Origin of the sequence: Microbacterium resistens, assembly GCF_031456305.1 — a bacterium.
GTDB lineage: Bacteria > Actinomycetota > Actinomycetes > Actinomycetales > Microbacteriaceae > Microbacterium > Microbacterium resistens_A.
On sequence record NZ_JAVDUM010000012.1, the window covers coordinates 90,408 to 110,488 of the forward strand.

General features: G+C 70.2%; 20 protein-coding genes. 10 read left to right on the top strand and 10 right to left on the bottom strand.

The features are described from left to right. Positions 1–53 precede the first annotated feature (53 nt). From J2Y69_RS13550 to J2Y69_RS13570, 5 genes are read left to right on the top strand one after another with little or no spacing between them, the layout of a single operon-like run. Positions 54–1,346: an ABC transporter substrate-binding protein gene (locus J2Y69_RS13550; protein ID WP_310021627.1), complete on the top strand. Its 1,293-nt coding sequence runs from the start codon at positions 54–56 to the stop codon at positions 1,344–1,346. 54 nt (positions 1,347–1,400) lie between these two features. Then, positions 1,401–2,552, top strand: coding sequence for an ADP-ribosylglycohydrolase family protein (locus J2Y69_RS13555; protein WP_310021629.1), 1,152 nt, complete (start codon positions 1,401–1,403; stop codon positions 2,550–2,552). After that, positions 2,549–3,904: an ADP-ribosylglycohydrolase family protein gene (locus tag J2Y69_RS13560; protein ID WP_310021631.1), complete on the top strand. Its 1,356-nt coding sequence runs from the start codon at positions 2,549–2,551 to the stop codon at positions 3,902–3,904. The genes J2Y69_RS13555 and J2Y69_RS13560 overlap by 4 nt, the downstream gene beginning before the upstream one ends. Positions 3,905–3,961: 57 nt before the next feature. After that, positions 3,962–4,957 (top strand): ADP-ribosylglycohydrolase family protein, encoded by a 996-nt coding sequence (locus tag J2Y69_RS13565; protein WP_310021634.1) that lies wholly within the window; start codon positions 3,962–3,964, stop codon positions 4,955–4,957. Next, positions 4,954–5,946, top strand: a complete 993-nt coding sequence (locus J2Y69_RS13570) for an ADP-ribosylglycohydrolase family protein (RefSeq protein WP_310021636.1) — start codon at positions 4,954–4,956, stop codon at positions 5,944–5,946. Before J2Y69_RS13565 ends, J2Y69_RS13570 begins: the two co-directional genes overlap by 4 nt. A 98-nt stretch (positions 5,947–6,044) precedes the next feature. Here the strand turns inward: J2Y69_RS13570 and J2Y69_RS13575 are convergent, their stop codons facing one another. The 5 genes from J2Y69_RS13575 to J2Y69_RS13595 all read right to left on the bottom strand — a co-directional run bounded on the left by J2Y69_RS13575 (position 6,045) and on the right by J2Y69_RS13595 (position 10,265). Beyond that, entirely contained in the window at positions 6,045–7,181 is a 1,137-nt protein-coding gene (locus J2Y69_RS13575; RefSeq protein WP_310021638.1) for a UDP-N-acetylmuramate dehydrogenase, read from the bottom strand. A gap of 1 nt (position 7,182) precedes the next feature. Further along, positions 7,183–7,590 (bottom strand): MaoC/PaaZ C-terminal domain-containing protein, encoded by a 408-nt coding sequence (locus J2Y69_RS13580; protein ID WP_310021639.1) that lies wholly within the window; start codon positions 7,588–7,590, stop codon positions 7,183–7,185. Further along, complete coding sequence (locus J2Y69_RS13585) at positions 7,590–8,036, bottom strand: FAS1-like dehydratase domain-containing protein (RefSeq protein WP_310021641.1); 447 nt, start codon at positions 8,034–8,036, stop codon at positions 7,590–7,592. Before J2Y69_RS13585 ends, J2Y69_RS13580 begins: the two co-directional genes overlap by 1 nt. Positions 8,037–8,127: 91 nt before the next feature. Further along, positions 8,128–8,964, bottom strand: coding sequence for a sulfite exporter TauE/SafE family protein (locus J2Y69_RS13590; RefSeq protein ID WP_396653106.1), 837 nt, complete (start codon positions 8,962–8,964; stop codon positions 8,128–8,130). Between the two features lie 116 nt (positions 8,965–9,080). Continuing rightward, positions 9,081–10,265, bottom strand: coding sequence for a hypothetical protein (locus J2Y69_RS13595; protein WP_310021644.1), 1,185 nt, complete (start codon positions 10,263–10,265; stop codon positions 9,081–9,083). Between the two features lie 274 nt (positions 10,266–10,539). Between J2Y69_RS13595 and J2Y69_RS13600 the strand changes: the two genes are divergently transcribed. Beyond that, positions 10,540–11,427, top strand: a complete 888-nt coding sequence (locus tag J2Y69_RS13600; RefSeq protein WP_310021646.1) for a helix-turn-helix transcriptional regulator — start codon at positions 10,540–10,542, stop codon at positions 11,425–11,427. A gap of 93 nt (positions 11,428–11,520) precedes the next feature. Here the strand turns inward: J2Y69_RS13600 and J2Y69_RS13605 are convergent, their stop codons facing one another. The 4 genes from J2Y69_RS13605 to J2Y69_RS13620 are packed head-to-tail and all read right to left on the bottom strand — an operon-like array spanning position 11,521 to position 16,101. Continuing rightward, positions 11,521–13,299 carry a glycoside hydrolase family 3 protein gene (locus J2Y69_RS13605; protein WP_310021647.1) on the bottom strand — a complete coding sequence of 593 codons (1,779 nt, stop codon included), beginning with the start codon at positions 13,297–13,299 and terminating at the stop codon, positions 11,521–11,523. 26 nt (positions 13,300–13,325) lie between these two features. Continuing rightward, a complete protein-coding gene (locus J2Y69_RS13610; protein ID WP_310021649.1) occupies positions 13,326–14,039 on the bottom strand; it encodes an MgtC/SapB family protein in 714 nt (237 codons plus the stop codon). Between the two features lie 14 nt (positions 14,040–14,053). Continuing rightward, complete coding sequence (locus tag J2Y69_RS13615; protein ID WP_310021651.1) at positions 14,054–14,791, bottom strand: tyrosine-protein phosphatase; 738 nt, start codon at positions 14,789–14,791, stop codon at positions 14,054–14,056. After that, the gene (locus tag J2Y69_RS13620; RefSeq protein WP_310021653.1) at positions 14,788–16,101 is read right to left on the bottom strand and encodes an MFS transporter; all 1,314 of its coding nucleotides are present in this window, start codon (positions 16,099–16,101) and stop codon (positions 14,788–14,790) included. Before J2Y69_RS13620 ends, J2Y69_RS13615 begins: the two co-directional genes overlap by 4 nt. Positions 16,102–16,250: 149 nt before the next feature. Here J2Y69_RS13620 and J2Y69_RS13625 point away from each other — a divergent pair, with 149 nt between their 5' ends. Beyond that, positions 16,251–16,979, top strand: a complete 729-nt coding sequence (locus J2Y69_RS13625) for a TetR/AcrR family transcriptional regulator (RefSeq protein WP_310021655.1) — start codon at positions 16,251–16,253, stop codon at positions 16,977–16,979. Between the two features lie 280 nt (positions 16,980–17,259). Here the strand turns inward: J2Y69_RS13625 and J2Y69_RS13630 are convergent, their stop codons facing one another. Beyond that, positions 17,260–17,559 (bottom strand): hypothetical protein, encoded by a 300-nt coding sequence (locus J2Y69_RS13630; RefSeq protein WP_310021656.1) that lies wholly within the window; start codon positions 17,557–17,559, stop codon positions 17,260–17,262. Between the two features lie 207 nt (positions 17,560–17,766). Between J2Y69_RS13630 and J2Y69_RS13635 the strand changes: the two genes are divergently transcribed. The 3 genes from J2Y69_RS13635 to J2Y69_RS13645 all read left to right on the top strand — a co-directional run bounded on the left by J2Y69_RS13635 (position 17,767) and on the right by J2Y69_RS13645 (position 20,079). Beyond that, complete coding sequence (locus J2Y69_RS13635) at positions 17,767–17,910, top strand: hypothetical protein (RefSeq protein ID WP_310021658.1); 144 nt, start codon at positions 17,767–17,769, stop codon at positions 17,908–17,910. 104 nt (positions 17,911–18,014) lie between these two features. Continuing rightward, complete coding sequence (locus J2Y69_RS13640) at positions 18,015–18,677, top strand: GntR family transcriptional regulator (protein ID WP_396653103.1); 663 nt, start codon at positions 18,015–18,017, stop codon at positions 18,675–18,677. Positions 18,678–18,771: 94 nt separating this feature from the next. Beyond that, positions 18,772–20,079 (top strand): MFS transporter, encoded by a 1,308-nt coding sequence (locus tag J2Y69_RS13645; RefSeq protein WP_310021662.1) that lies wholly within the window; start codon positions 18,772–18,774, stop codon positions 20,077–20,079. The last annotated feature ends 2 nt before the right edge of the window (positions 20,080–20,081 follow it).

The following is a 20,081-nucleotide window of genomic DNA, read 5'->3' on the forward strand; positions in this document are numbered from 1 at the left end:
CCCGACCCGTCCGACGCCCCCTCCCCGACCACCCGAACAGAAAGAGGCATGAAGTGAAGAGGCTTCACCGCACCACGATCGCGCTGGCCGCCGCTGCGGCGGCCGCGCTCACTCTGTCGTCCTGCACGCAGGGCGGCGGATCCGCCGAGCCGTCCGCCGACGGCAAGCCGGTCACCGTCACGTTCCAGTCGTTCTCCGATCAGCCGGCCGCCATCCAGGCGACCAAGGAGATCGTGGACGCCTGGAACAAGGACCACCCCGACGTCACCGTCGAGATCGTCCAGGCCCCCACCGACAGCCTGGACGACAAGCTGACGACGCAGTTCGCCGGCGGCGTCGCCCCGGACATCATCCACTACGAGGTCCTGGGCATCGTGCCCTTCGCCAGGGACGGCTACCTCGCCGATCTCACCGGCCTCCTCGACAAGAAGACCATGGACGACATCGATCCCGGCGTCCTCGAGTCCGTCACGGTCGACGGGCAGATCATCGGAGCGCCCACGGAGCTGCAGACCTACGTCGTCTTCGCGAACAAGAAGCTGCTCGACGCGGCCGGGGTCGCCGTCCCGACCGGCGACTCGATGAGCTGGGACGAGTTGGCGACCATCGCCAAGGCGACAACCACGGGCGACGTGCACGGGATCACCTGGGGCCTGAAGAGCCCGACCGCCGCCTTCATGAGCCTGGGCATGGGCTTCGGCTCGACCTACTTCACGGGCGAGGGCGACGCCATGAAGGTCGCCGTCAAGGACGCCGACCTGGAGGTCCCGAACCGCGTGAAGGCGATGATCCAGGAGGGCTCGGTCGACCCGATCGGCGTGACGCAGTCGGGCTCCGACGTGCTGGCCACCTTCTACGCGGGCAAGGCCGCGATGACGGTGCAGGGCTCCTACCAGGTGGCCAACATCGCCACCGACGCTCCCGCCGACATGGACTGGGTCGTGCTCCCGCCGCTCGCCGGATCCAAGGGCGCCGTCCAGGCGGCCAACCCCCAGACGCTGTCGATCAACGTCGACTCCCCGCACCAGAAGCAGGCGGCGGCGTTCCTGGACTACTTCATGCAGACCGACAACCTCGTGAAGATGAACATCGCCGACGGGCTGATCCCCACCACGGTCTCGGCGCGCGAGGCGCTGGCGAAGCAGACGGCGGACAAGAAGGGCTGGCCCGCCATCGTCACCTCGGCGGAGGGGCTCCGCGGTCCGGCGTTCCTGCAGGCGAACGGCTTCGTCCGCTGGAAGGACACCGTCGCGACCCCGGCGTTCCAGAAGTTCCTGGGCGGCGAGACCGACGACAAGGCGCTGACGTCCGAGCTCGACGACGGCTGGGCACAGGTCAACGGCTGACACCCGGGTGGGGCGGGCGATCCCGTCCGCCCCACCCGCTGAGAGAGGAATGGCATGAACTGGATTCAGGACCGCACGGCGGCCGTGCTCGCGGGGTCGGCCATCGGCGACGCCCTGGGAGGCGCCGCAGAGGGCTTCAGCCCGGAGAAGATCCAGGCGCGCTACGGCGGCCGGATCACGGGGATCGTCCCGCCGTACCACCTGGACTGGCGCACCGCGCGGCCGGTGAGCCCGTACCACAAGGGCGACGGCCACATCACGGATGACACCCTGATGACGCAGGCGCTGATCCGGGTGTACGCGCAGCACCGGGACCACATCGACGCCTTCGCGATCGCCGAGCTCCTCGTGCCGCTGCTGCAGACGGAGATCCGCTGGATCCCCGAGCTCGAACGGGAGTCGATCCTGCTGCAGCGCATCTTCCTCGCCGAGAAGTGGCTCGTCGCCCGGCTGCAGTACGGGCATGCGGACCCCCGCGAGGCGGGCGTCGGCAACGTCGTCAACTGCGGTGCGGCGATGTACATGGCCCCGGTCGGCGTCGTGAACGCCGGCAACCCCCGCGCGGCGTACGCCGAGGCGATCGATGCAGCGGGCGCCCATCAGTCCAGCTACGGGCGGGAGGCCGCCGGAGTCTTCGCCGCCGCGGTCGCCGCGTCCGTCGCCCCGGACGCCACGGTCGACTCCGTGATCGCCGCCGTGCAGGATGTCGCTCGCGACGGCACGGCCGCGGCGATCGAGGCGGTCGTGTCGGCTGCCCGCTCGCTCCCCGCCGATGCCGACGACGGAGCGATCGGCGCGGCGCTCCGCGATGCGATCCGCCCCTTCGACACGGTCGGCGAGGCCTATCGCGAACCCCTCATGGACGCGAGGCTCCCTTCCCGGACCAAGGCGATCGAGGAGCTGCCCGTGGCGCTCGGGTTCCTCGTGGCCTACCGAGGGGATGTCCGGGCCACGGTGCTCGGCGCGGTGAACTACGGTCGCGACTCCGACTCGATCGCATCGATGGCGGGCAGCATCGCCGGAGGGATCGGCGGCATGGCCGTGATCCCGCGGGACTGGCTGGACGAGATCGCCCGCGCGAGCCGCGTCGACTTCGACGAGTACGCGGCCCTCCTCGCGGAGGTCGCGGACGAGATCATGGAGAAGGACACCGCGCGCGCCCAGGCGGATCTCGCCCGGGTCGCGGCCGTCCGGAGCGCACGATGAGACTCACCTGGGCACAGCCGGAGGACCTCGTCCCGCACGAGCTGCGGCAGGCCGAGTCCGAGGGCAAGGACGTCGCGGCCGTGGCCGCCGTGGCGGAGCGGTGGCGCGCGGCGGGCGGCCAGTCCTCCCCGCCGCGCGGCGGCGCATCCCCGGAGCCCGCGCCGTCCGCCGTCCGCGCCCTCGCCCGTGAGCTGCTGGCGGAGCTGGACCGTATCCCGGCCCTCGATCCCGAGCCGACCGTCTGGACGGAGGTCCGCGCGCTCCTGCCGGACCTCCCACCCCGCATGACGGCACACGCGGGGGCCGCGGACCTTCCGGACCGACTGCTCGGCGCCTGGACCGGGCGCTCGGCGGGATGCCTCCTCGGCAAGCCCGTCGAGAAGATCCCGCGCGAGGGGATCGAGGAGATCCTCCGCGCGACCGGCCGCTGGCCGCTGACCGGCTACTTCACCGCCCGGGGCCTGCCCGATGACGTCGCGGCGCGGTGGCCGTGGAACCGCCGTTCCGCCGTCAACTCCCTGGAGGAGAACATCTCGGGGATGCCCGAGGACGACGACCTCAACTACCCGCTGCTGAACCTCCGCCTCCTGGAGACCGCGGGGCGGGGCTTCCGCACGGACGACGTCGCGGAAGCCTGGCTGCTCGACCTCCCCGCCGGGCGCACCTTCACCGCCGAGCGCATCGCGTACCGGAATCTGCTCGACGGCTACTCCCCGGATGAGGCGGCGCGGATCGGCAATCCGTTCCGCGAGTGGATCGGCGCCCTCATCCGCACCGACGTGTACGGCTGGGTGAACCCGGGCGACCTCGGCGAGGCGGCGCGGATGGCCTGGACGGACGCCCGCCTCAGCCACACCCGCGACGGCGTCTGGGGCGCGATGTGGGCGGCGGCGCTCACCTCGGCCTCCCTCGTGGCGGACTCCGTCGACGAGGTCTTGGATCTCGCAGCGGCCGCGGTCCCCGCGGAGAGCCGCCTCGCCCGTGCGATCGCGATCGGCGCCGAGATCGGCCGGGGATCGGACGACGATGCGACCGCGCTCGACCGGCTGTACGCCGCATACGGCGACCTGCACTGGGTCCACACGATCAACAACGCCGCCCTCATCGCGTTCGCCCTCGCCCGCAGCGGCGGGGACTTCGCGACCGGGGTCCCGCTCGCGGTGCTCGCCGGCTGGGACACCGATTCCGCGGCGGCGACCGTCGGATCGGTCCTCGGCGGCCTGACCGGCGCCTCGCGTCTGCCCGCCGGATACGTCGAGCCGCTGCGCAACCGCATCGCCACGAGCCTCCCGGGGCTCGACGGGGTCGCGATCGACGACCTCGCCCGCCGCACCGCGGCGCTCATCCCCTGATCCGCCCCGACCCTCACGAACGACAAGCCCAGACCCTCACGAACGACAAGGAGCCCCATGACCTCCCCCACGCCGAGCCTGCAGGACCGCGCCCGCGGATCCCTCGCCGGCCTCGCGATCGGCGACGCGATCGGACGGCCCGTGGAGGGCTTCTCCGCCGCCGAGATCCAGGCCGCGCACGGCCGCGTCACCGGATACCTCGACCCGGAGCCCGCCGGCAGCGACGACACCGAGTACGCGCTGCTCACCGCCAAGACGGTCCGTCGCGCGGGGGTTGGCGCCACCGCCGAGGACTTCGCCCAGACCTGGATCGAGGACGTCCTCCCGCAGGCGGACGACTTCAAGGGCGGCGGCTTCAGCGAGATGGCCGCTATCGACAACCTCCGCCGCGGGATCAGGCCGCCGCTGAGCGGCGACAACCTGCACGGCTGGAGCGACGGGCTCGCGATGCGGGTGAGTCCGCTGGGCATCGTCGCCGACGGCGACGCCGGGATCGCTCGCCGCCTCGCCGAGGCCGACGGCGCGGTGAGCCACACCACCGAGGGGATCTGGGCCGGGGTCGTCGTCGCGGTCGCCGTGACCACGGCCCTCACCGGTGCGGACGCGGACGGCTGCTACGAGGCAGGCCTCGCAGCGATCCCCGAGGACAGCTGGACAGCGCGGAACCTCCGCGACGCCAGGGACCTCGTCCGCTCCGGTCTCGACGACGACGCGCTCGCGCTCGCCCTGCACGACAGGCTGGCCGTCGTCGACTACTTCTGGGCGGACCTCGCCCCCGAGGCCGTCGGGCTCGCGATGTCCTCCGTGCTGCGCGCCGAGGGCCGCGCCGCCGAGAGCATCCTCTTCGCGGTCAACATGGGGCGCGACGCCGACACCACCGCGGCGATCGCGGGATGCGTGGCCGGCGCCATCTCCGGCGTCGACGCGCTCCCCGCCGACTGGGTCGCGGGGCTCCGCCCCGTGGTCGGCTCGTGCATCCGCTCGATGCGCGGCATCCATCCGCTGGACGCCGCGGACGACCTCGTCCGCCTCGTGGAAGAGGGACGCCGATGACCGCGCTGCTGGACACCCTGACCCGCGGGATCGTCGCGGGCGAGTCCGCCTCGTCCATGAACGCCGACTTCCGGGTCTACGCGCTGCCGCCCAAGCGGGTGAACCGCGTGCGCATCCTCTCGAAGCTCGCCGACGACACCCGCACCACGAACGTGCCGCGCCCCTTCACCCACGCCGCTCCCCCGGCGACGCTGCATCCGGGCCCGGGCGACAACCTCGAGTGGTTCGCCTTCTCCGCCCGCCAGCACACCCGCGGCGGCGACCTCGGCGCCTGGCTCGAGCTCGCCGAGGCGGAGGCGGATCCCGACGTGCTGTTCCGCTGCCGGATCGGCACCAAGCTCGCGCTGCAGAATCTGCGCGCCGGGGCGACCCCGCCCCGATCGGGACACGACAACGCCCACTACTTCGACGACATCGCGACCGTGCGCGCGCTGGCCGCCGTCGCGCTGATCCCGGGCGAGGAGGCCGTGGCCGCGGCGGAGGCCGACGCCTCGGTGACGCACTCCCTGGACGGCGTCTGGTGCGCCCGCGCCACGGCGGCGCTGTTCTCGGCCCTCGTCGCGGGGGCACCGGCCGCCGAGGCGGTCCGGCTCGCGGTGGAGGCGCTGCCCGCCGAGACCTGGAGCCGGCGGATGGCGGAGTCCTCACTCACCGCGGCGGTCGATGCCGCAGGGCCCCTCGACCGCGCACGCCGGCTCAGCACCGGAGTGGGCGACTGGATCTACAGCTATCCGATCGCCGCGCCGGAGACGCTCGGCTTCCTGCTCGCGCACGTGGCCCGCGCCACCAGCGCGGACGACCTCCTCCTCGGCGCACTCGCTCAGCCTCGGAACGCGGCCTCGCTGCCGGCGCTCGCGGGCGCCGCAGCCGCCGTGCTGTTCGGTGAGGAGTGGATCCCCACCGGGCTGGAGGCGGATGGGCTCCGGCTCACCGGGCTCGCGATCCCGGCGTTCGCCGGGCTCACGGTCGGCGAGGCCGTCCGGTCCTGAACGGACGGCCTCGCCTGAACGGACGGAGTGGCCTGAACGGACGGAGTGGCCGTGCGCTACGGCGTGCGGCCACTCCGACGCTGGGCAGCTCCGAGACGTTACAGCTCGACGTCGACGAGCACAGGCTCCGGCTGCAGCAGCAGACCGAACTCCGCGTGGACCCGGCTCTGGATGAACCGCGCGAGCTCGGCGATCTCGCCCGCCGTCGCACCGCCGCGGTTGGTGAGGGCCAGGGCGTGCTTGGTCGAGATGCCTGCTCGCGATCGCGGGAGCTTGAAGCCCTTCCGGATCCCGGAGTGCTCGATCAGCCAGGCGGCGCTCACCTTCACATCCGACGACTTCCGACGGGAGACGGGGATGTAGCCGTCGTAGGACTCCAGCGGGATGACGGTCACGGTGTCGAGGTCGGGGGCCACCGGCCAGCGGGGGCACTCCGGCGGGAGAGTGCGGGCGAAGGCTTCCGAGACGATGGCGTTCTGGAAGAACGATCCGGCCCCGTGCGTGTCCGGATCCGCGGGGTCGAAGATCATACCCTTCGCAGCACGGGTCTCCCGGATCCGCTCCCGCACCCAGGCGAGCGGCACCGGCGCGTCGTCCACCAGCCCCAGCGCACGGCGCAGCTGCTCGCCCCGCACCACGCGCCCGCCCTCGCCGACCTCGGCGAGATCCAGGGTCACCGACAGGATCACCGCGCGGCGCTGCGGGACGGAGCCGTAGTGGTGCTTGAGCACGGAGGTGCGGAAACCAAGGCCGAGATCCGCCGCGGAGACCGTGGAGACCTCGGCGGTGTCCTCGTCGATCAGGTCGACCTCGACGAGGGTCTCCTGGATCTCCTGTCCGTAGGCGCCGACGTTCTGCACCGGGGCTGCGCCCACGGTGCCGGGGATCCCCGACATGCCCTCGATCCCGGCGAGCCCGTGCTCCACCGCGTAGGCCACCAGCGCGTCCCAGTCGTGGCCCGCCTGCACCCGCAGACGCACGCGTCCCGGGTGCGGCGAGGGCAGGCGCTCGATGCCCGAGGTGCGGATGCGCACCACCGTCCCGTCGAACGGGAGGTCTCCGGCGAAGAGGTTGGACCCGCCGCCGAGCACGAACCAGTCGTCGCCGCGGCCCCACGTCTCGCGAAGGGTCGCGATGAGCTCCTCCGTCGTCTCGGCATCGACCATCCGCTCGGGGGCGGCGCCCGTCTGCAGCGTGGTCAGCTCGGCGAGCCGGATCGGATCGATCGCGGCCATGTCAGACCGACCCGGCCGCGATGCGCAGCTGGGCCTTGACGAGGACCGTGGTCTCCGCGTGCCGCACCGTCAGATCGATGCGCACCGCCTCTTCGTCGACCGCGCCGACCTTCGCCGAGACCTGCACGTCCGCGCCCGCGATCGGATCGACGACGACCGGCTTGGTGAAGCGGACGCCGTAGTCGAGCAGACGGGCGGTGCCGGGAAGCGCGGCCACGACCACGGACGAGGCGAGGCCCATGGTGAGCATCCCGTGCGCGAGGACGCCGTGGAGCCCGACCTCGGCCGCCACGTCGTCGCGGTAGTGGATCGGGTTGAAGTCCCCCGATGCCCCGGCGTAGCGGACCAGCGACTCGCGGGTGAGATGGATCGTGCGCTCCGCGACGACGTCTCCGACGGTGAACGACATCACTCCCCCTCTCCGACCAGCAGCACCGAGGTGGCGGTCACGACGTGCTCCCCTGCGGCATCGACGATCTCCGCCTCGCTCGTGATCAGCGCGTTCGCGCCGAGCGTGCGGATCGCGGTGACCCGGAGCCGGGCGCGCAGCTCGTCGCCGGCGACGATCGGCCGCGTGTAGTCGAAGCGCTGCTCGGCGTGGATGGTCCGTGCGAGGACGATCCCGGAGTCCGGCTCCCCGAGCAGCTGCTGCAGCGTGAGGTCCTGCACGACCATCGCGAACGTGGGCGGCGCCACGACGTCGGCATGGCCGAGAGCACGCGCGGCCTCCACATCGGTGTGCTGCGGGGCATCGGCGAAGACGGCGCGCGCGAACTCGCGCACCTTCTCGCGCCCGACGAGATAGGGCTGCGTCTCCGGGAACGCGCGTCCGAGGAGTTCGGGGTTCACTGGCACCCTTCGATCCTACCGACGACGCCCGACACGCCCGATCCCGGATCCGCGAGACGCTATCAGGAGCGGAGCGGTGGGCAGAGCAGACGGAGCGCTAGTCGCGGCGCTTCCGCCCGCGGACGGCCTTGATCGCCATCTGCAGGCCGATGACGACGAGATATGCGGCGAAGAGAATATTTCCGACGAACGGGTCGATGAGCGTCGCGAGCCAGGCGCCGAGCGCCGTCGTCGTGCACGCGGCGACGCCGATGATCCCCGCCGCGAGCAGGTCGACGTTGCGGTTCCGGATGTTGCCGAACGTGCCGGAGACGGCGGTCGGGATCATCATGAGGAGCGATGTGCCCTTGGCGACCAGGTCGCTGGTGCCGAAGGCGAGCATCAGGATCGGGACGACGACCACTCCGCCGCCCACGCCGATCAGCCCGGCCATGACGCCGGTGAACAGCCCCACGATGCCGAGCAGCGGGCCCGTGGTCCAGGTGAGGTGCAGCACGGCGTCGCGGGACGGGATCACCAGGAACAGCGTCACGATCACGATGACGATGAAGCCGACGAAGAACCAGCGCAGGGCGGTCTGGGAGATCCGCGGAAGGAGGCGCGTGCCGATCTGCGCGCCGATGACGGCGCCCGCCGCGAGGATCAGCGCCGGGATCCAGGCCACCGAGCCGGACACCGCGTAGGAGATGACCCCGACGCTGGCCGTCGGCACGATCGCGGCCAGGGACGTCCCCGCCGCCAGACGCTGATCGAAGCTGAGCAGCAGCACCAGCAGGGGCACGATGACGGTTCCGCCTCCGACGCCGAAGAGGCCGGAGAGGAGGCCCGCGATGAGGCCGATCCCGACGAAGGCCGCGTAGGCGCGTGGTCCGCGCATCCGTTCGACGACGCCCTCGCCCACGTTCGCTCCCATCCGCTGCGCGGCCGAGCACAGCGCGATCCAGCCTACTCCGACGTCACCCTGCGCCCACCCGGAGCCCCTGGCCTCCCCGAAAGGAAACCAGGGGCTCTGCGTCGAGGCCGGCTACAGATCAGCCATCGATGTGACGGTCACACACAGAGCTGGTAGCTCAGCGTGATCCATCCCGCGGGACGTACGGTGTTCTGCTCGCCACCATTCGCGGCGAGCCCTTGCGTCGACTCGAGAACCGTGACGCCTCCGAACCCGGCAGCGACGTAGTTCGACCCACCTCCGCCCGGACCTCCGACGACCCCGATGACCTCCGCAGGCGGCGCGCCCGTCCAGTGCGCTGAGGCGACCGCGCCACCGCTTCCACCACCGGCGTAACCGCCGCCACCGCCGCCGGACGATGCAGAGAAGTTCAGGAAGACCTGCCCTCCCGCTTCCCCGAGCGCCTGAACGGGGTTGCCGTTCGCGCCATTCCTGCCGGACCCCGCAGATCCTCCCCTAAGCGGGAAACCAGGCTGATATGGCGATGGGGTTGGCGGCACTGCACCACCCGCGCCCGGTGTCGCGCCGACCGCCCCTCCGCCCCCGGTGCCCGTCGCGCTGAAGTTGGGCGGAAACGTCAGCGTGTAATCCTCGCTATCGCTGTTCGCGGCCCCTCCGGCTCCGCCCGTCGCGGTCCAGGGAACGGGATCCTGCCGCCTAACGATCTTCGACCCGGCACCCCCGCCTCCGCCAGAGACGATGAGCGGCACGTTCCCCACCAGGATCGCGGATCCACCACCGCCGGAACCGCCGGTGATGGTGCCGGTCAGAGTGGTCGCAGGCGGATTCGTCGCGACGCGCAACGCGTCACCGCCGTTGCCATAGCCTCGCCCACCCAGTTTCGTACCCTCGTCCGTCGTGATCGGAAGCTCGCCGCCCTGGCCGACGATCAGGGTGAGCGCCTGCCCGGGCGTGACACTCATCTCACCGGTGACCAGACCGCCGCTGCCTCCCTCCCGGAACGGGTTGATGTTGTCGCCTGTGCCGTTGACGAGAGGGTCGCTTCCGCCACCGCCACCACCGCCCGCAACGGCAAAGCCGAGCTTCGTCACCCCCGCGGGAACGATGAAGGTGGTCGTCACGCCCTCGGGCGAGGTGGGATCGAGTGCGGGCGCCTCGAACGTCACGGTCTGACAGCCCGAGGATGCACTCGCGCCCGGAAGCGCCACAGCGGTCGCGATGATCGGGATAGACCACGCGGCCCCCTTCACGATCGTGCGCCTGGGCACACCGAAGGCATCCCATCCCCCCTCGCGCGCTTTCATGCCGTCGTCGATATCCACGTCCTATTTCCTCTCGTTGGCAATCACGTGATCGCGCCATCGACTCTCGAGCCGAGGCACGTCTACTAGTGAGACCGCGAAAGGCACCCTTCATCCCCTCGGAATGGCGAATCGGCCAGATTCCGGTTCGATCCGGTTGATATTCCCGTCGAGTCTGTAACAGAGGCTTCCTGGACGGCATCTTCCTGGCGAGAGACTTAGCCTCCCGCCCCAAGACCGAATCCGTCATCGGCGTCTCCTCTCCCACGACGCGCGACTGAATCCAGGAGCCGAGTTGCCCCCTGACATCTCCCCCGCCTCAGACGCGCCAAGTCTGAGCACGCTCGGATGGACGCCGTCGATGTCTCCTCCGACGCGAGAGCTCGTCGAGCTCGTTCGAGCACCCGCCTGGACGGTCGCTCGCCTCTGGACCACCCCCACCGTCTTGGACTCCAGGGCGCTCCGCTCGGGAAGCGTTCGGGTCATCCTCGGCGTCGACGGCGATGCGGCTCTCCGATTCGGACCGACGAAGAGCTTGTTGAAAGCACAGCATCTGATCGTCCTCGAGGGCGAGACCCCCATCACCACCGAGAACCGGGATTTCTGGGCGCGCTGCGAGTGGCATCTTCGGGCGCCTCTGTTCCGGGAGAAGCGATTCTCGAGATACCTCGGAACGCCGATTCGCCCGAGCCCAGGGTTTCATCATCTCCTGGCGACGACCACCAATGTGATCGCCACCAACCAAGGGTTTTCACGTAGCGCGGGCAGCACTCTGATGCTCGAGGCGCTGGCCGACCTCGTTCTCGCCGCGGTCGCCGATGACACAGACGCTCCAACGGTGCTCACCACCGCACAGAAGAGCCTTTTCGAGAATGCCGTGAGGGAGATCGATGAAAGGTATCGCGATGCTTCCCTCACCGTGTCCAGAATTGCCGAGCGAATGGCAGTCTCCACGGCGTATCTGCATCGGGTCTTCACTCGCGCGGGAACCACCCCCCGAGAGGAGATCGAGAGCAGGAGAGTTGCCGCGGCGTCCATCCTCCTGGACGCTGCACCCGCTCAGGACAGGCACGTCCTCGAATCCATCGCCTTCCAGACCGGGTTCTCCTCCCCACGTCGCATGCAGGTCGCGATCCATCGCCGGCGGACGGTTCGGCCGTCCCCGACCATCAACGTCGAGTGATCCTGGGGTCGACCCTCGTTTGAGAGGATCGGCATCATTCCGCCGACGGAGCGACAAGACGCCTGTACTGCACCGCCTGCTGTCACTTCCCTTCTACTCCTCCGCGCTCCCGCCCCAGCTCAGGCCGTGACCGAACCGGAAGAGCGGGTCCGCGGTGTCGAAGGGGACGTCCTCGCGCGCGGCGATCACAGCGGCGTCCGAGCGCGGGAGATCGAACGGGAGCCGTCCGGTCGTCTCCGCGCGCCCGGTCATGGCGTCCAGCAGAAGGTCGTCGTCCACGCCGAAGGTGCCGGTGAGCGCGACGATCCCGCTCTCGCGGAAGGGGGTGAGAACCGCGGCGCGATCCAGGAACACGTCGACGAGCGTCGGGATGCGTCCGGCGATCCCCACGATCCGATCGACCTCGTCGGCAGGGAACTCCAGGCTCCCTTCATGGAACCCGGATTCGAGGGACTGCGCCGGACGCTTCTCGTACGGGGCGTCGATGCGCAGAACGGCGATCTCGGCCTCCTCCACCGTCTCCACCGGGGTGGCATAGCGGGCGAGCACGTCCCGGTCGACGCCCTCGCTGTACACCCGCGTCTGCGGAGCGACCGTGACGGGCGTCCCGTGCACCGCGACGATCGACGCCCGCTGCGCGCGGCGGGCGAGGGAGACGTGCTCCGCCGTGTGGACCCGTTCGTGGATGCGCGCAGGCTCCACGGTCCCGGCGGCGGGGTCGTCCAGGAGGCCGAGCCGTGCCTTGTCGCCGAGCACCCGGCGAACCGACTCGTCCAGACGCTGCTCGGTCACGAGACCCCGGTCCACCGCGTCGAGGATCAGCTGCGGGTCGGACTCGCCGCCGAGCTGGTCCACGCCCGCGGCGAAGAGCATCCCGACGCGCTCGACGGGCTCGACGTCGAGGAGCCCCCAGGCGCGCACGGGCAGCTCGACGCCCAGCCGCGGCAGCGCCATCCCGGTGACGATGTTGAAGTCCGTGACCACCACGCCGTCGAAGCCGAGGCGCTCGCGCAGCAGGCCGGTGATGACCGAGCGCTGGAAGGCGAAGCCGACCTCCTCGTGCGGGGCGCCGACGGGAGCCGCGTATCCGGGCATCATCATGGCGACGCCCTCGTCGATCGCCGCGGCGAACGGGGCGAGGTGGTCCTCGAACCGGCCCCCGGGGTACACGGTGTTCGCGCCCCGCTCGAAGTGCGCGTCGAAGCCGTCGCGCTGCGGCCCGCCGCCGGGGAAGTGCTTCGCCGTGGCGAGGACGCGCTCCTCCGCACCGCCGCTCTGGAGCCCCCGGACGAAGGCGCGGATCGTCTCGGCGGCGTGCTGCGGGTCCTCGCCGAACGTACCGGCGACCCGCGCCCAGCGCGGCTCGGTGGCGAGGTCCGCCATCGGGTGGACCGCGATGTGGATCCCGGCTGCCCGCAGCTCGCGCGCCATCATCGTCGCGACCTCCTCGACGAGCGACGCGTCCCAGGTCGCGGCCAGTCCGATCGGCTCGGTGATCCGGCTGAACCCGGCGCCCGCCTGGCCGACCTGCACGTTGCGGTCGCGGCCGTGCGTGGGGTCGGCGCCGACGGAGACGGGGACGCGCAGGCGCGTGCGGGCGGTCAGCTCCCTGATCCGCTCCCCCCACCCCGCCAGGGCCTCGACGCTGGGGATGTTCATCAGCCCGAGATGGCCGATGTGCCGTTCGAGGATCATCTCCGTCGTCGGGACGAATCCGAACGGGGACTGCTCGGGGGTTCCCTCCCACAGCGTCCCGTCGGGGTTCATGGTGACGCGGGCGGCCAGCAGGGCGCCCGCCTTCTCGGCGAGCGTCATCCCCCCGATCAGCGCGTCGACGCGGGCACGGGTCTCGTCGGGGATCTGATGCGACATGTCTCTTTGCTCCTGTGAGATAGGGGTCAGTCTTCGGGGTCGGTGCCGGTGATCTTCACCGAGAGGACACCGGGGATGTCGCCGAGCGGGGCGATGAGCGGCCCGACCTCGGTCGACGAGTCGCGCAGCCGCAGCGTGGTCACGGCGCGCGGCGGCGCTCCGGTCTTCACGATGTGCCTGGTGCCGACCATGTGCACCTGGAAGCCGAGGTCGGCCGCGACGCCGAGCACGGTGCTGAGGGCGCCGTTCCCTTCGAGGTACTTCACCACCACGGTGGTCTCCTCCCCTTCCGGCCGCAGCCGCCTGCCGAGGCGGCCGAGGAAGGTCACGGTGCACAGGTGCAGCGCGGTCGCGGTGATGGCGATGAGGGGCATGCCCGCGCCGCTCGCCATGCCGATCGCCGCGGTCACCCAGATCGAGGCCGCGGTGGTGAGCCCGGACACCGCGTTCTGGCGGACGAAAATGACCCCGGCGCCGAGGAACCCGATGCCGGAGACCACCTGCGCTGCGATACGGGACGGATCCAGCAGGGCATCCGGCGACGTCACGGTGGCGAACCCGTAGGCCGAGACCAGGGTGAACACCGCCGAGCCGACGCCGACCAGCGTGTGGGTGCGGAGCCCCGCGCTCTTGAGCCGCCGCTGCCGTTCCAGCCCGATGATCGCCGACAGCACGAACGCGATCAGCAGCAGGAACAGCTCGGTCAGGGTCGTCGACCCCACCCAGGCGACGTCGGCCACGGCGCCCCCGATGCTCAGCGCTGCACCAGCCGGTCGCGCAGACGCGTCAGCTGCTCGTCGGAGAGGCCGTGATCGGTGAGATAGCCGGTGACGGATCCGTGCTGTGCGCGCACCCACTCGAAAGCCGCGTCGAAGCCCGTCTCCGAGGTGCTGTACATCAGCCTCCGCACCTCGGGGGTGTCCGGGATGTCGAGTCCCATCGCGGCGATCATCGCGAAGATCCGGTCCGTCCACGCGCCCGAGAGGTTCTCGCTCGACGCGGAGTAGTCCGTCCGGACGGCGTCCCATTCGGCGCCGACGGCGAGCAGCACCAGGGCGATCGCAAGACCCGTGCGGTCCTTTCCGGCGGTGCAGTGGACGAGCACGCCCGCGTCGGCGTCGGCGATCACGCCGGCGATTCGTGCGAAGTCCTCGCCGTGCTCGCGGATGAGCGCCGCATAGGACTCCTCGAGCGGGCGGGCGTCATCGATCGAGGTCGGGAGGGCGCCGTCGAGCATCGGGATCGCGACCAGGCGCGGGGCGGCCGAGTCCGCCGTCACCCCGGGCGACTTCTCCGCCTCCATCGTGCTGCGCAGGTCGATCACGACCCCGATGCCGCTCGACGCGAGGGCCTCGCGTCCTGCGTCGGTCAGGTCCGAGAGCGACTCCGCCCGGTAGAGCACGCCGGGGCGGATCACGGCATCTTCCGTGGGGACGCCGCCGAGGTCGCGGAAGTTGACGAGGCCGTCGAGCGTGGTGAGCGGGGTGGTCATGGGATCAGTTCCTCCTTGGTCTCGGCGACCGGTGCCGCCGAGGGGTTGAGCTTGGCGCGGAAGCCCGCGATCGTGAGCAGCGAGAGCAGGACGGCGGCCGTCGCGCACAGGTACAGCGCGGTGTAGTTCTTGTCGCCGCCGGCGATCGGGTCGCCGGCGCCGAGCATGAGCAGGAAGGGCGCGGCGGCCGGGGCGATGGTCTGCGGCAGGGTCTTGGCCATGTTGAAGATGCCGAGGAACTTGCCCTCCCGACCGGCGGGGAGGGTGCGCATGACCAGCGCGAGGTCGACCGAGGAGTAGATGCCCAGCGCGACTCCGGACATCAGCACGCCGACGAGGTACAGCAGGAACTGATCGGTGAACGCGCTGATCAGCAGGCTCGCGGCCATGAGCCCGATCGAGCCGAGGAGATAGCCGCCGTAGCGACCGCGGCGGGAGGCCAGGAACCCGACTCCCCAGGAGACCGCGCTCAGCAGGACCAGGGTGATGAGCCCGATCAGGAGGGTCACCTGGGTCGCCTCGACCGTGGACATCTTCATCCGCAGCATCAGGAAGTAGAGGCCGAACGCCTGCACCAGCGTGTATCCGGTCTGCATGATGAAGCGCTGCAGCGCGACGTAGGCGAAGGAGGGGGTCTCCTTCGGGTTGAAGACGAAGGAGGTCAGCATGCTGCGGATCGTGACGCGCGGGATCTCACCCTCTGGCACGGGGTCCTTCACCACGACGCACACGGCGATCACGATCGCCACGGCGACCGCCGGCATCGCGAGGAACAGCACGGTCATGCTCTTCGCGAACACGGCGGCAAGCGCGTAGGCCGAGAGCATGCCGAGCCCCGATGCCGCGCCGAAGATGCCCGAGGCCTTGCCGCGGTCGGCGTCCGGGACCTGCTCTGCCAGCATCGCGTTCAGCGCCGCGAACGTGGCGTTGTAGCCGGCCTGGGCGATGACCCAGCCGATGGCCAGCATCGCGATGCTCGGCGCTGCGAGCATGATCCCGGCGCCCAGGAGCCCCACGACGATGCCCGCGGCGATCCACGGCCTGCGGCGACCGAACCTGCTGCGCGTCCGATCGGACATGCCGCCGAACAGCGGGTTGGTGATCAGCGCCGTCGCCCCGCCGATCGCGGTGACGATCGCGAGCGCGCCCTCCTTCTGCGTCGTGGGCACGAGCTCCAGCACTTTGAGGGACAGAGCGACCGCCGACGGGGCCGCAAGCGCGCCGTAGGTCGCGAACTCGATGAGCGCGAACAGGTAGATCTTCCGCAATGAAGACCGCTGCCGTGGTGCAGCCGAAGTCCTGAGAGACATGTCGGGTTTCCTTTCGATGGACGCGTCGTCGAGTCCGATTCGATCAGGGCGAGGCAACGCCCGGGAAAAACACTAGTGACAACTAGGTTAATTTACAATCCGTTCCTCCCGCCCGGCGGGAACGTGGCCCTCGTGGAAGAATCAGGCTGATGGACGAGCAGAGATCGACCGACGGACGCGTGCTCCGGGGGAACGCGCGGCGGGAGCGGATCATCGAGGCCGCCGTCCGCCGCTTCGCCCACAACGGCTACGACAAGACCCGCATCGCCGACATCGCGCGCGACGCGGGGATGACCGACGCGGGGCTCATCCATCACTTCCCCACCAAGAACGACCTCTTCATGGCCGTGATCCGGCGGCGCGAGGCGGTCTTCACCCCCGTCATGGCAGACGAGGTCCGCACGGTCGCCGACATGATCGTGGCGTTCAACGTGGGCGTCCGCTCCGCCACATCGGAGCCGGACTACGTCCTCTTCCGCGCCATGCTCAGCGGCGCCAGCGTCCTGGACGACCACCCGGCGACCGCCCACCTCGCCATGAGGCTCACCGAGTCGCTCGAGGTCCTCGTGCCGTTCGTCGCGCGGGGCATCGTCAGCGGCGAGCTCCTCCCCGATCAGGACCCGAGGGCCATCGTGCTCCAGCTGCTCGCCCTCAACGACGGCATCCGCGCCCAGTGGGCGCTCCTGCCCGACGAGGTCGACTACGCCGACACCCTGGAAGCGGCGACGCACGGCTACTACCGACAGATCTCCGGTCGCGACATCACGGATCCCGCCAACAAGACGTTCGCCTGGTCCGAGCCCTTCCCGGGGCAGGGGCAGGGACAGGGACCGGGGGCGAAGCACAAGGATCGGGGCGACGGCGAGTCGCGCCGATGATCGGCAGCTGCGCGATGCGCGCCTGCTGATCGAACCGTACTTGGCGGCGGCGGCGACCGCGCGCGCCACCGACGCGTTCGTGGACTCACTGGAGGAGACCGTTCGTGACTTCGAGTCCACGGTCGACCACGCCGACCGGGAGACCGAGGGCTTCCGCATCAAAGCGCGTCAGCACGAGCCGCAAAGGCCTCCGTGGAATCCGACGTGAGGGTGAGACCCGTATCGCCCCTCCCCCGAGGCCTTCCCCTCCTCGCACGTTCACAACATGCCAGAAGATCACCTAGCCCACAGACTGAATCACCGCCAGAATCAACACGACGGCGAGGAAGACCACCGGCAGCCCGCCCATCACGACAGCAGCGATCCCCCTCCAGCGAGGCCGCGAGAAGCAGATCGCCAGCACACCGAGGATCAGGGCGACGAGAAGGGGAAGCACGACGTACAGACCACCGGCGACGAAGGCTATGCCGGTGACACCCAGCACGACCACGCAGAAGAGCACCAGCCCTGACACCACGAAGGCCAGAATGCCCAGCCACTCCCGTTGAGGATGAGCTCGTTCCGAGTCGGATGCCGTCATATGGTCATGATAGAAGCGGGGCGTCCCCAACCCCATCGGCGTCAGGGACATCCCTTAGGGACACGCCCCGCCTGCTTCACGAGTAGGTGAATCAGCACAGGCAATGACCCCGATGAAGAGGCAACTCGCTCCAACTCCCGGGGCGCCTCGCGTTCCACTCGTCGATAGTCTCCGGCAGCCACCCCCGATCAAGACCCGAAGGCGATCGTGCTCCAGCTGCTCGCCCTCAACGACGGCATCCGCGCCCAGCGGGCGCTCCTGCCCGACGAGGTCGACTACGCCGACACCCTGGAAGCGGCGACGCACGGCTCGCCGGGGGCGAAGCACAGGGACAGGGGCGACGGCGCGTAGGCTTCGGGGCTCCGCGGCCCACACGCGCCCGCGCCGCTTGCGGACGCTTCGCCGGGTTACCAGTAAGAATGGGGCGAGACCGTTCGCGGTCGGAGGAGGCAATGGTGACAGAGAGCGGATCCCGCACACCCGTCGCAGACCAGATGTACGAAGTGCTGCTCAGCCAGTTCATGGACGGCATCCGCGGCGCCGGCGAGCCCTTGAACATCGGGGCACTCTCTCGGGAGCTCAATGTCAGCCCCACCCCGCTGCGCGAGGCACTGGCCCGCCTGGAGCACACCGGGCTCGTGCATCGCGAGGCCCTGCGCGGCTACCGCGTCGCGCCGATGATGAGCCTCACCGAGGTGCGACAGCTGCGCGATGCGCGCCTGCTGATCGAACCGTACTTGGCGGCGGCGGCGACCGCGCGCGCCACCGACGCGTTCGTGGACTCTCTGGAGGAGACCGTTCGCGATTTCGAGTCCACGATCGACCACGCCGACCGCGAGACCGAGGGCTTCCGCATCTACTGGCGCTCGGATGATCGTTTCCACCGCCTGATCGCCGCCCACGCGGGCAACCCCTTCCTCGAGAACGCTTACACGACCCTGGCCGGACAGATCCAGCGCTTCCGCCTCTTCTCGAAGCTCGGACGCACCGGCGCCAAGTGGGCCGCCCCCGAGCATCGCGCGATCCTCGACGCGATCCGCTCGCGAGATGCGGGGCTCGCGACCGAACGGATGCGCGAGCACATCGAGGCTTCGGCGGGGCGGCTGCTCGACCCTTGACCCCGAGCCCGGCCTCGGGCCTTGCGAGACTCGATGCGACCCCGCTACAGTCGCAATACTATTGTCGATAGTATTTCTTCGTGAAGGGTCAACGATGACTAGACAACTCGCCTCGCCCCCGCGCACAGCCGTAGGCAGTCGCCGGTACATCATCGGCATCGGGCTGCTGCTCCTGGTGACACTCGGCTACATGGACCGCATCAACTGGTCCATCGCCGGCAGCCACATCATCGAGGAGTTCGGCCTCACCACGGGGCAGTACGGAATCCTCACCTCGGTCTTCAGCTGGGCCTACCTCGCCCTGATGATCCCGGTGGGCCTGATGGCCGACCGCTGGGGCGCACGCCTCCTCCTGCCCATCAGCATCATCGTCTGGTCGATCGGCGCCGGGATGACCGGGGCGGCCACCGGCCTCGCCGCGCTCGTCATTGCCCGCCTGCTCCTCGGCGCCGGCGAATCGCCCATGTATCCCGTCGGCAACTCCGTGATCTCCGAATGGGCTCCCCGTCAGGAGCGCGCGCGATTCACCGGCCTGCTCAACGCCGGGGCCCTCTTCGGTCCGGCCATCGGCGCGGTCGTTGCCGCGTACCTCATCGCCACGCTGAGCTGGCATGCGTCCTTCTTCATCCTCGGCGGCATCGGCATCGTGTTCGGCGTGATCTGGATGCTCGTCTACAACACCCCGGCGAAGGCGGCGTGGCTCAAGCCCGCGGAGCGCGACTTCATCATCCGCGAACGGGTCGACCCGCAGGTCGCAGCGCAGGGATACTCCAGCAAGCCCCTCACACTCCCGGTCCTCCTGCGCACGGGAACGATGTGGAGCCTGCTGATCGCCCACGGCTGCGCCGCGTACACGAACTACCTCTTCCTCTCCTTCATGCCGCTCTACCTCGAGAAGGAGCGCGGGCTCGAGGGCCTCGGCTCCGGCTGGGTCACCGGCATCACCTACGCGGTCGCCGCCGTCGGCAGCATCGTCGTCGCCTACGTCAGCGACCGCCTCGTCCCGACCGACAAGCTGCATTCCGGCGGTCGGCGCAAGCTCGTGGTCACGGCGATGGTCGCCGCGCTCCCCCTGCTCGTGCTGCCGTTCGTGGACAACGTGGTGGCGATCGTCGTCCTGATCGCCTGGGTGCTCATCATGATCACCTCGGCGATGACGCTGAACTTCGCCCTCGCCGGCGATCTCATCCAGGGCAACCCGTCGAAGGGCCGCGTGTTCGCGCTCGTCCAGGTGGGCGGCAACGTCTTCGGCCTGCTCGCCCCGATCGTGACGGGATTCCTCGTCGACGGAACCGGCTCGTACACGATCCCGTTCATCCTCGCCGGTCTCCTGCTCGCGGTCGGCGCGACCCTCACCGCGAGGTTCTCCCGAGGCTCCCTGGCCGCGAAAGCGCAGGATTGACA

Excerpts from the sequence above, each read along its gene's own strand:
- J2Y69_RS13560 (WP_310021631.1), top strand. The coding sequence starts at position 2,549 with ATGAGACTCACCTGGGCACAGCCGGAGGACCTCGTCCCGCACGAGCTG.
- J2Y69_RS13625 (WP_310021655.1), top strand. The coding sequence starts at position 16,251 with ATGGACGAGCAGAGATCGACCGACGGACGCGTGCTCCGGGGGAACGCG.
- J2Y69_RS13605 (WP_310021647.1), bottom strand. The coding sequence starts at position 13,299 with ATGTCGCATCAGATCCCCGACGAGACCCGTGCCCGCGTCGACGCGCTG.
- J2Y69_RS13580 (WP_310021639.1), bottom strand. The coding sequence starts at position 7,590 with ATGTCGTTCACCGTCGGAGACGTCGTCGCGGAGCGCACGATCCATCTC.
- J2Y69_RS13630 (WP_310021656.1), bottom strand. The coding sequence starts at position 17,559 with ATGACGGCATCCGACTCGGAACGAGCTCATCCTCAACGGGAGTGGCTG.
- J2Y69_RS13565 (WP_310021634.1), top strand. The coding sequence starts at position 3,962 with ATGACCTCCCCCACGCCGAGCCTGCAGGACCGCGCCCGCGGATCCCTC.
- J2Y69_RS13575 (WP_310021638.1), bottom strand. The coding sequence starts at position 7,181 with ATGGCCGCGATCGATCCGATCCGGCTCGCCGAGCTGACCACGCTGCAG.
- J2Y69_RS13555 (WP_310021629.1), top strand. The coding sequence starts at position 1,401 with ATGAACTGGATTCAGGACCGCACGGCGGCCGTGCTCGCGGGGTCGGCC.
- J2Y69_RS13645 (WP_310021662.1), top strand. The coding sequence starts at position 18,772 with ATGACTAGACAACTCGCCTCGCCCCCGCGCACAGCCGTAGGCAGTCGC.
- J2Y69_RS13615 (WP_310021651.1), bottom strand. The coding sequence starts at position 14,791 with ATGACCACCCCGCTCACCACGCTCGACGGCCTCGTCAACTTCCGCGAC.
- J2Y69_RS13620 (WP_310021653.1), bottom strand. The coding sequence starts at position 16,101 with ATGTCTCTCAGGACTTCGGCTGCACCACGGCAGCGGTCTTCATTGCGG.
- J2Y69_RS13570 (WP_310021636.1), top strand. The coding sequence starts at position 4,954 with ATGACCGCGCTGCTGGACACCCTGACCCGCGGGATCGTCGCGGGCGAG.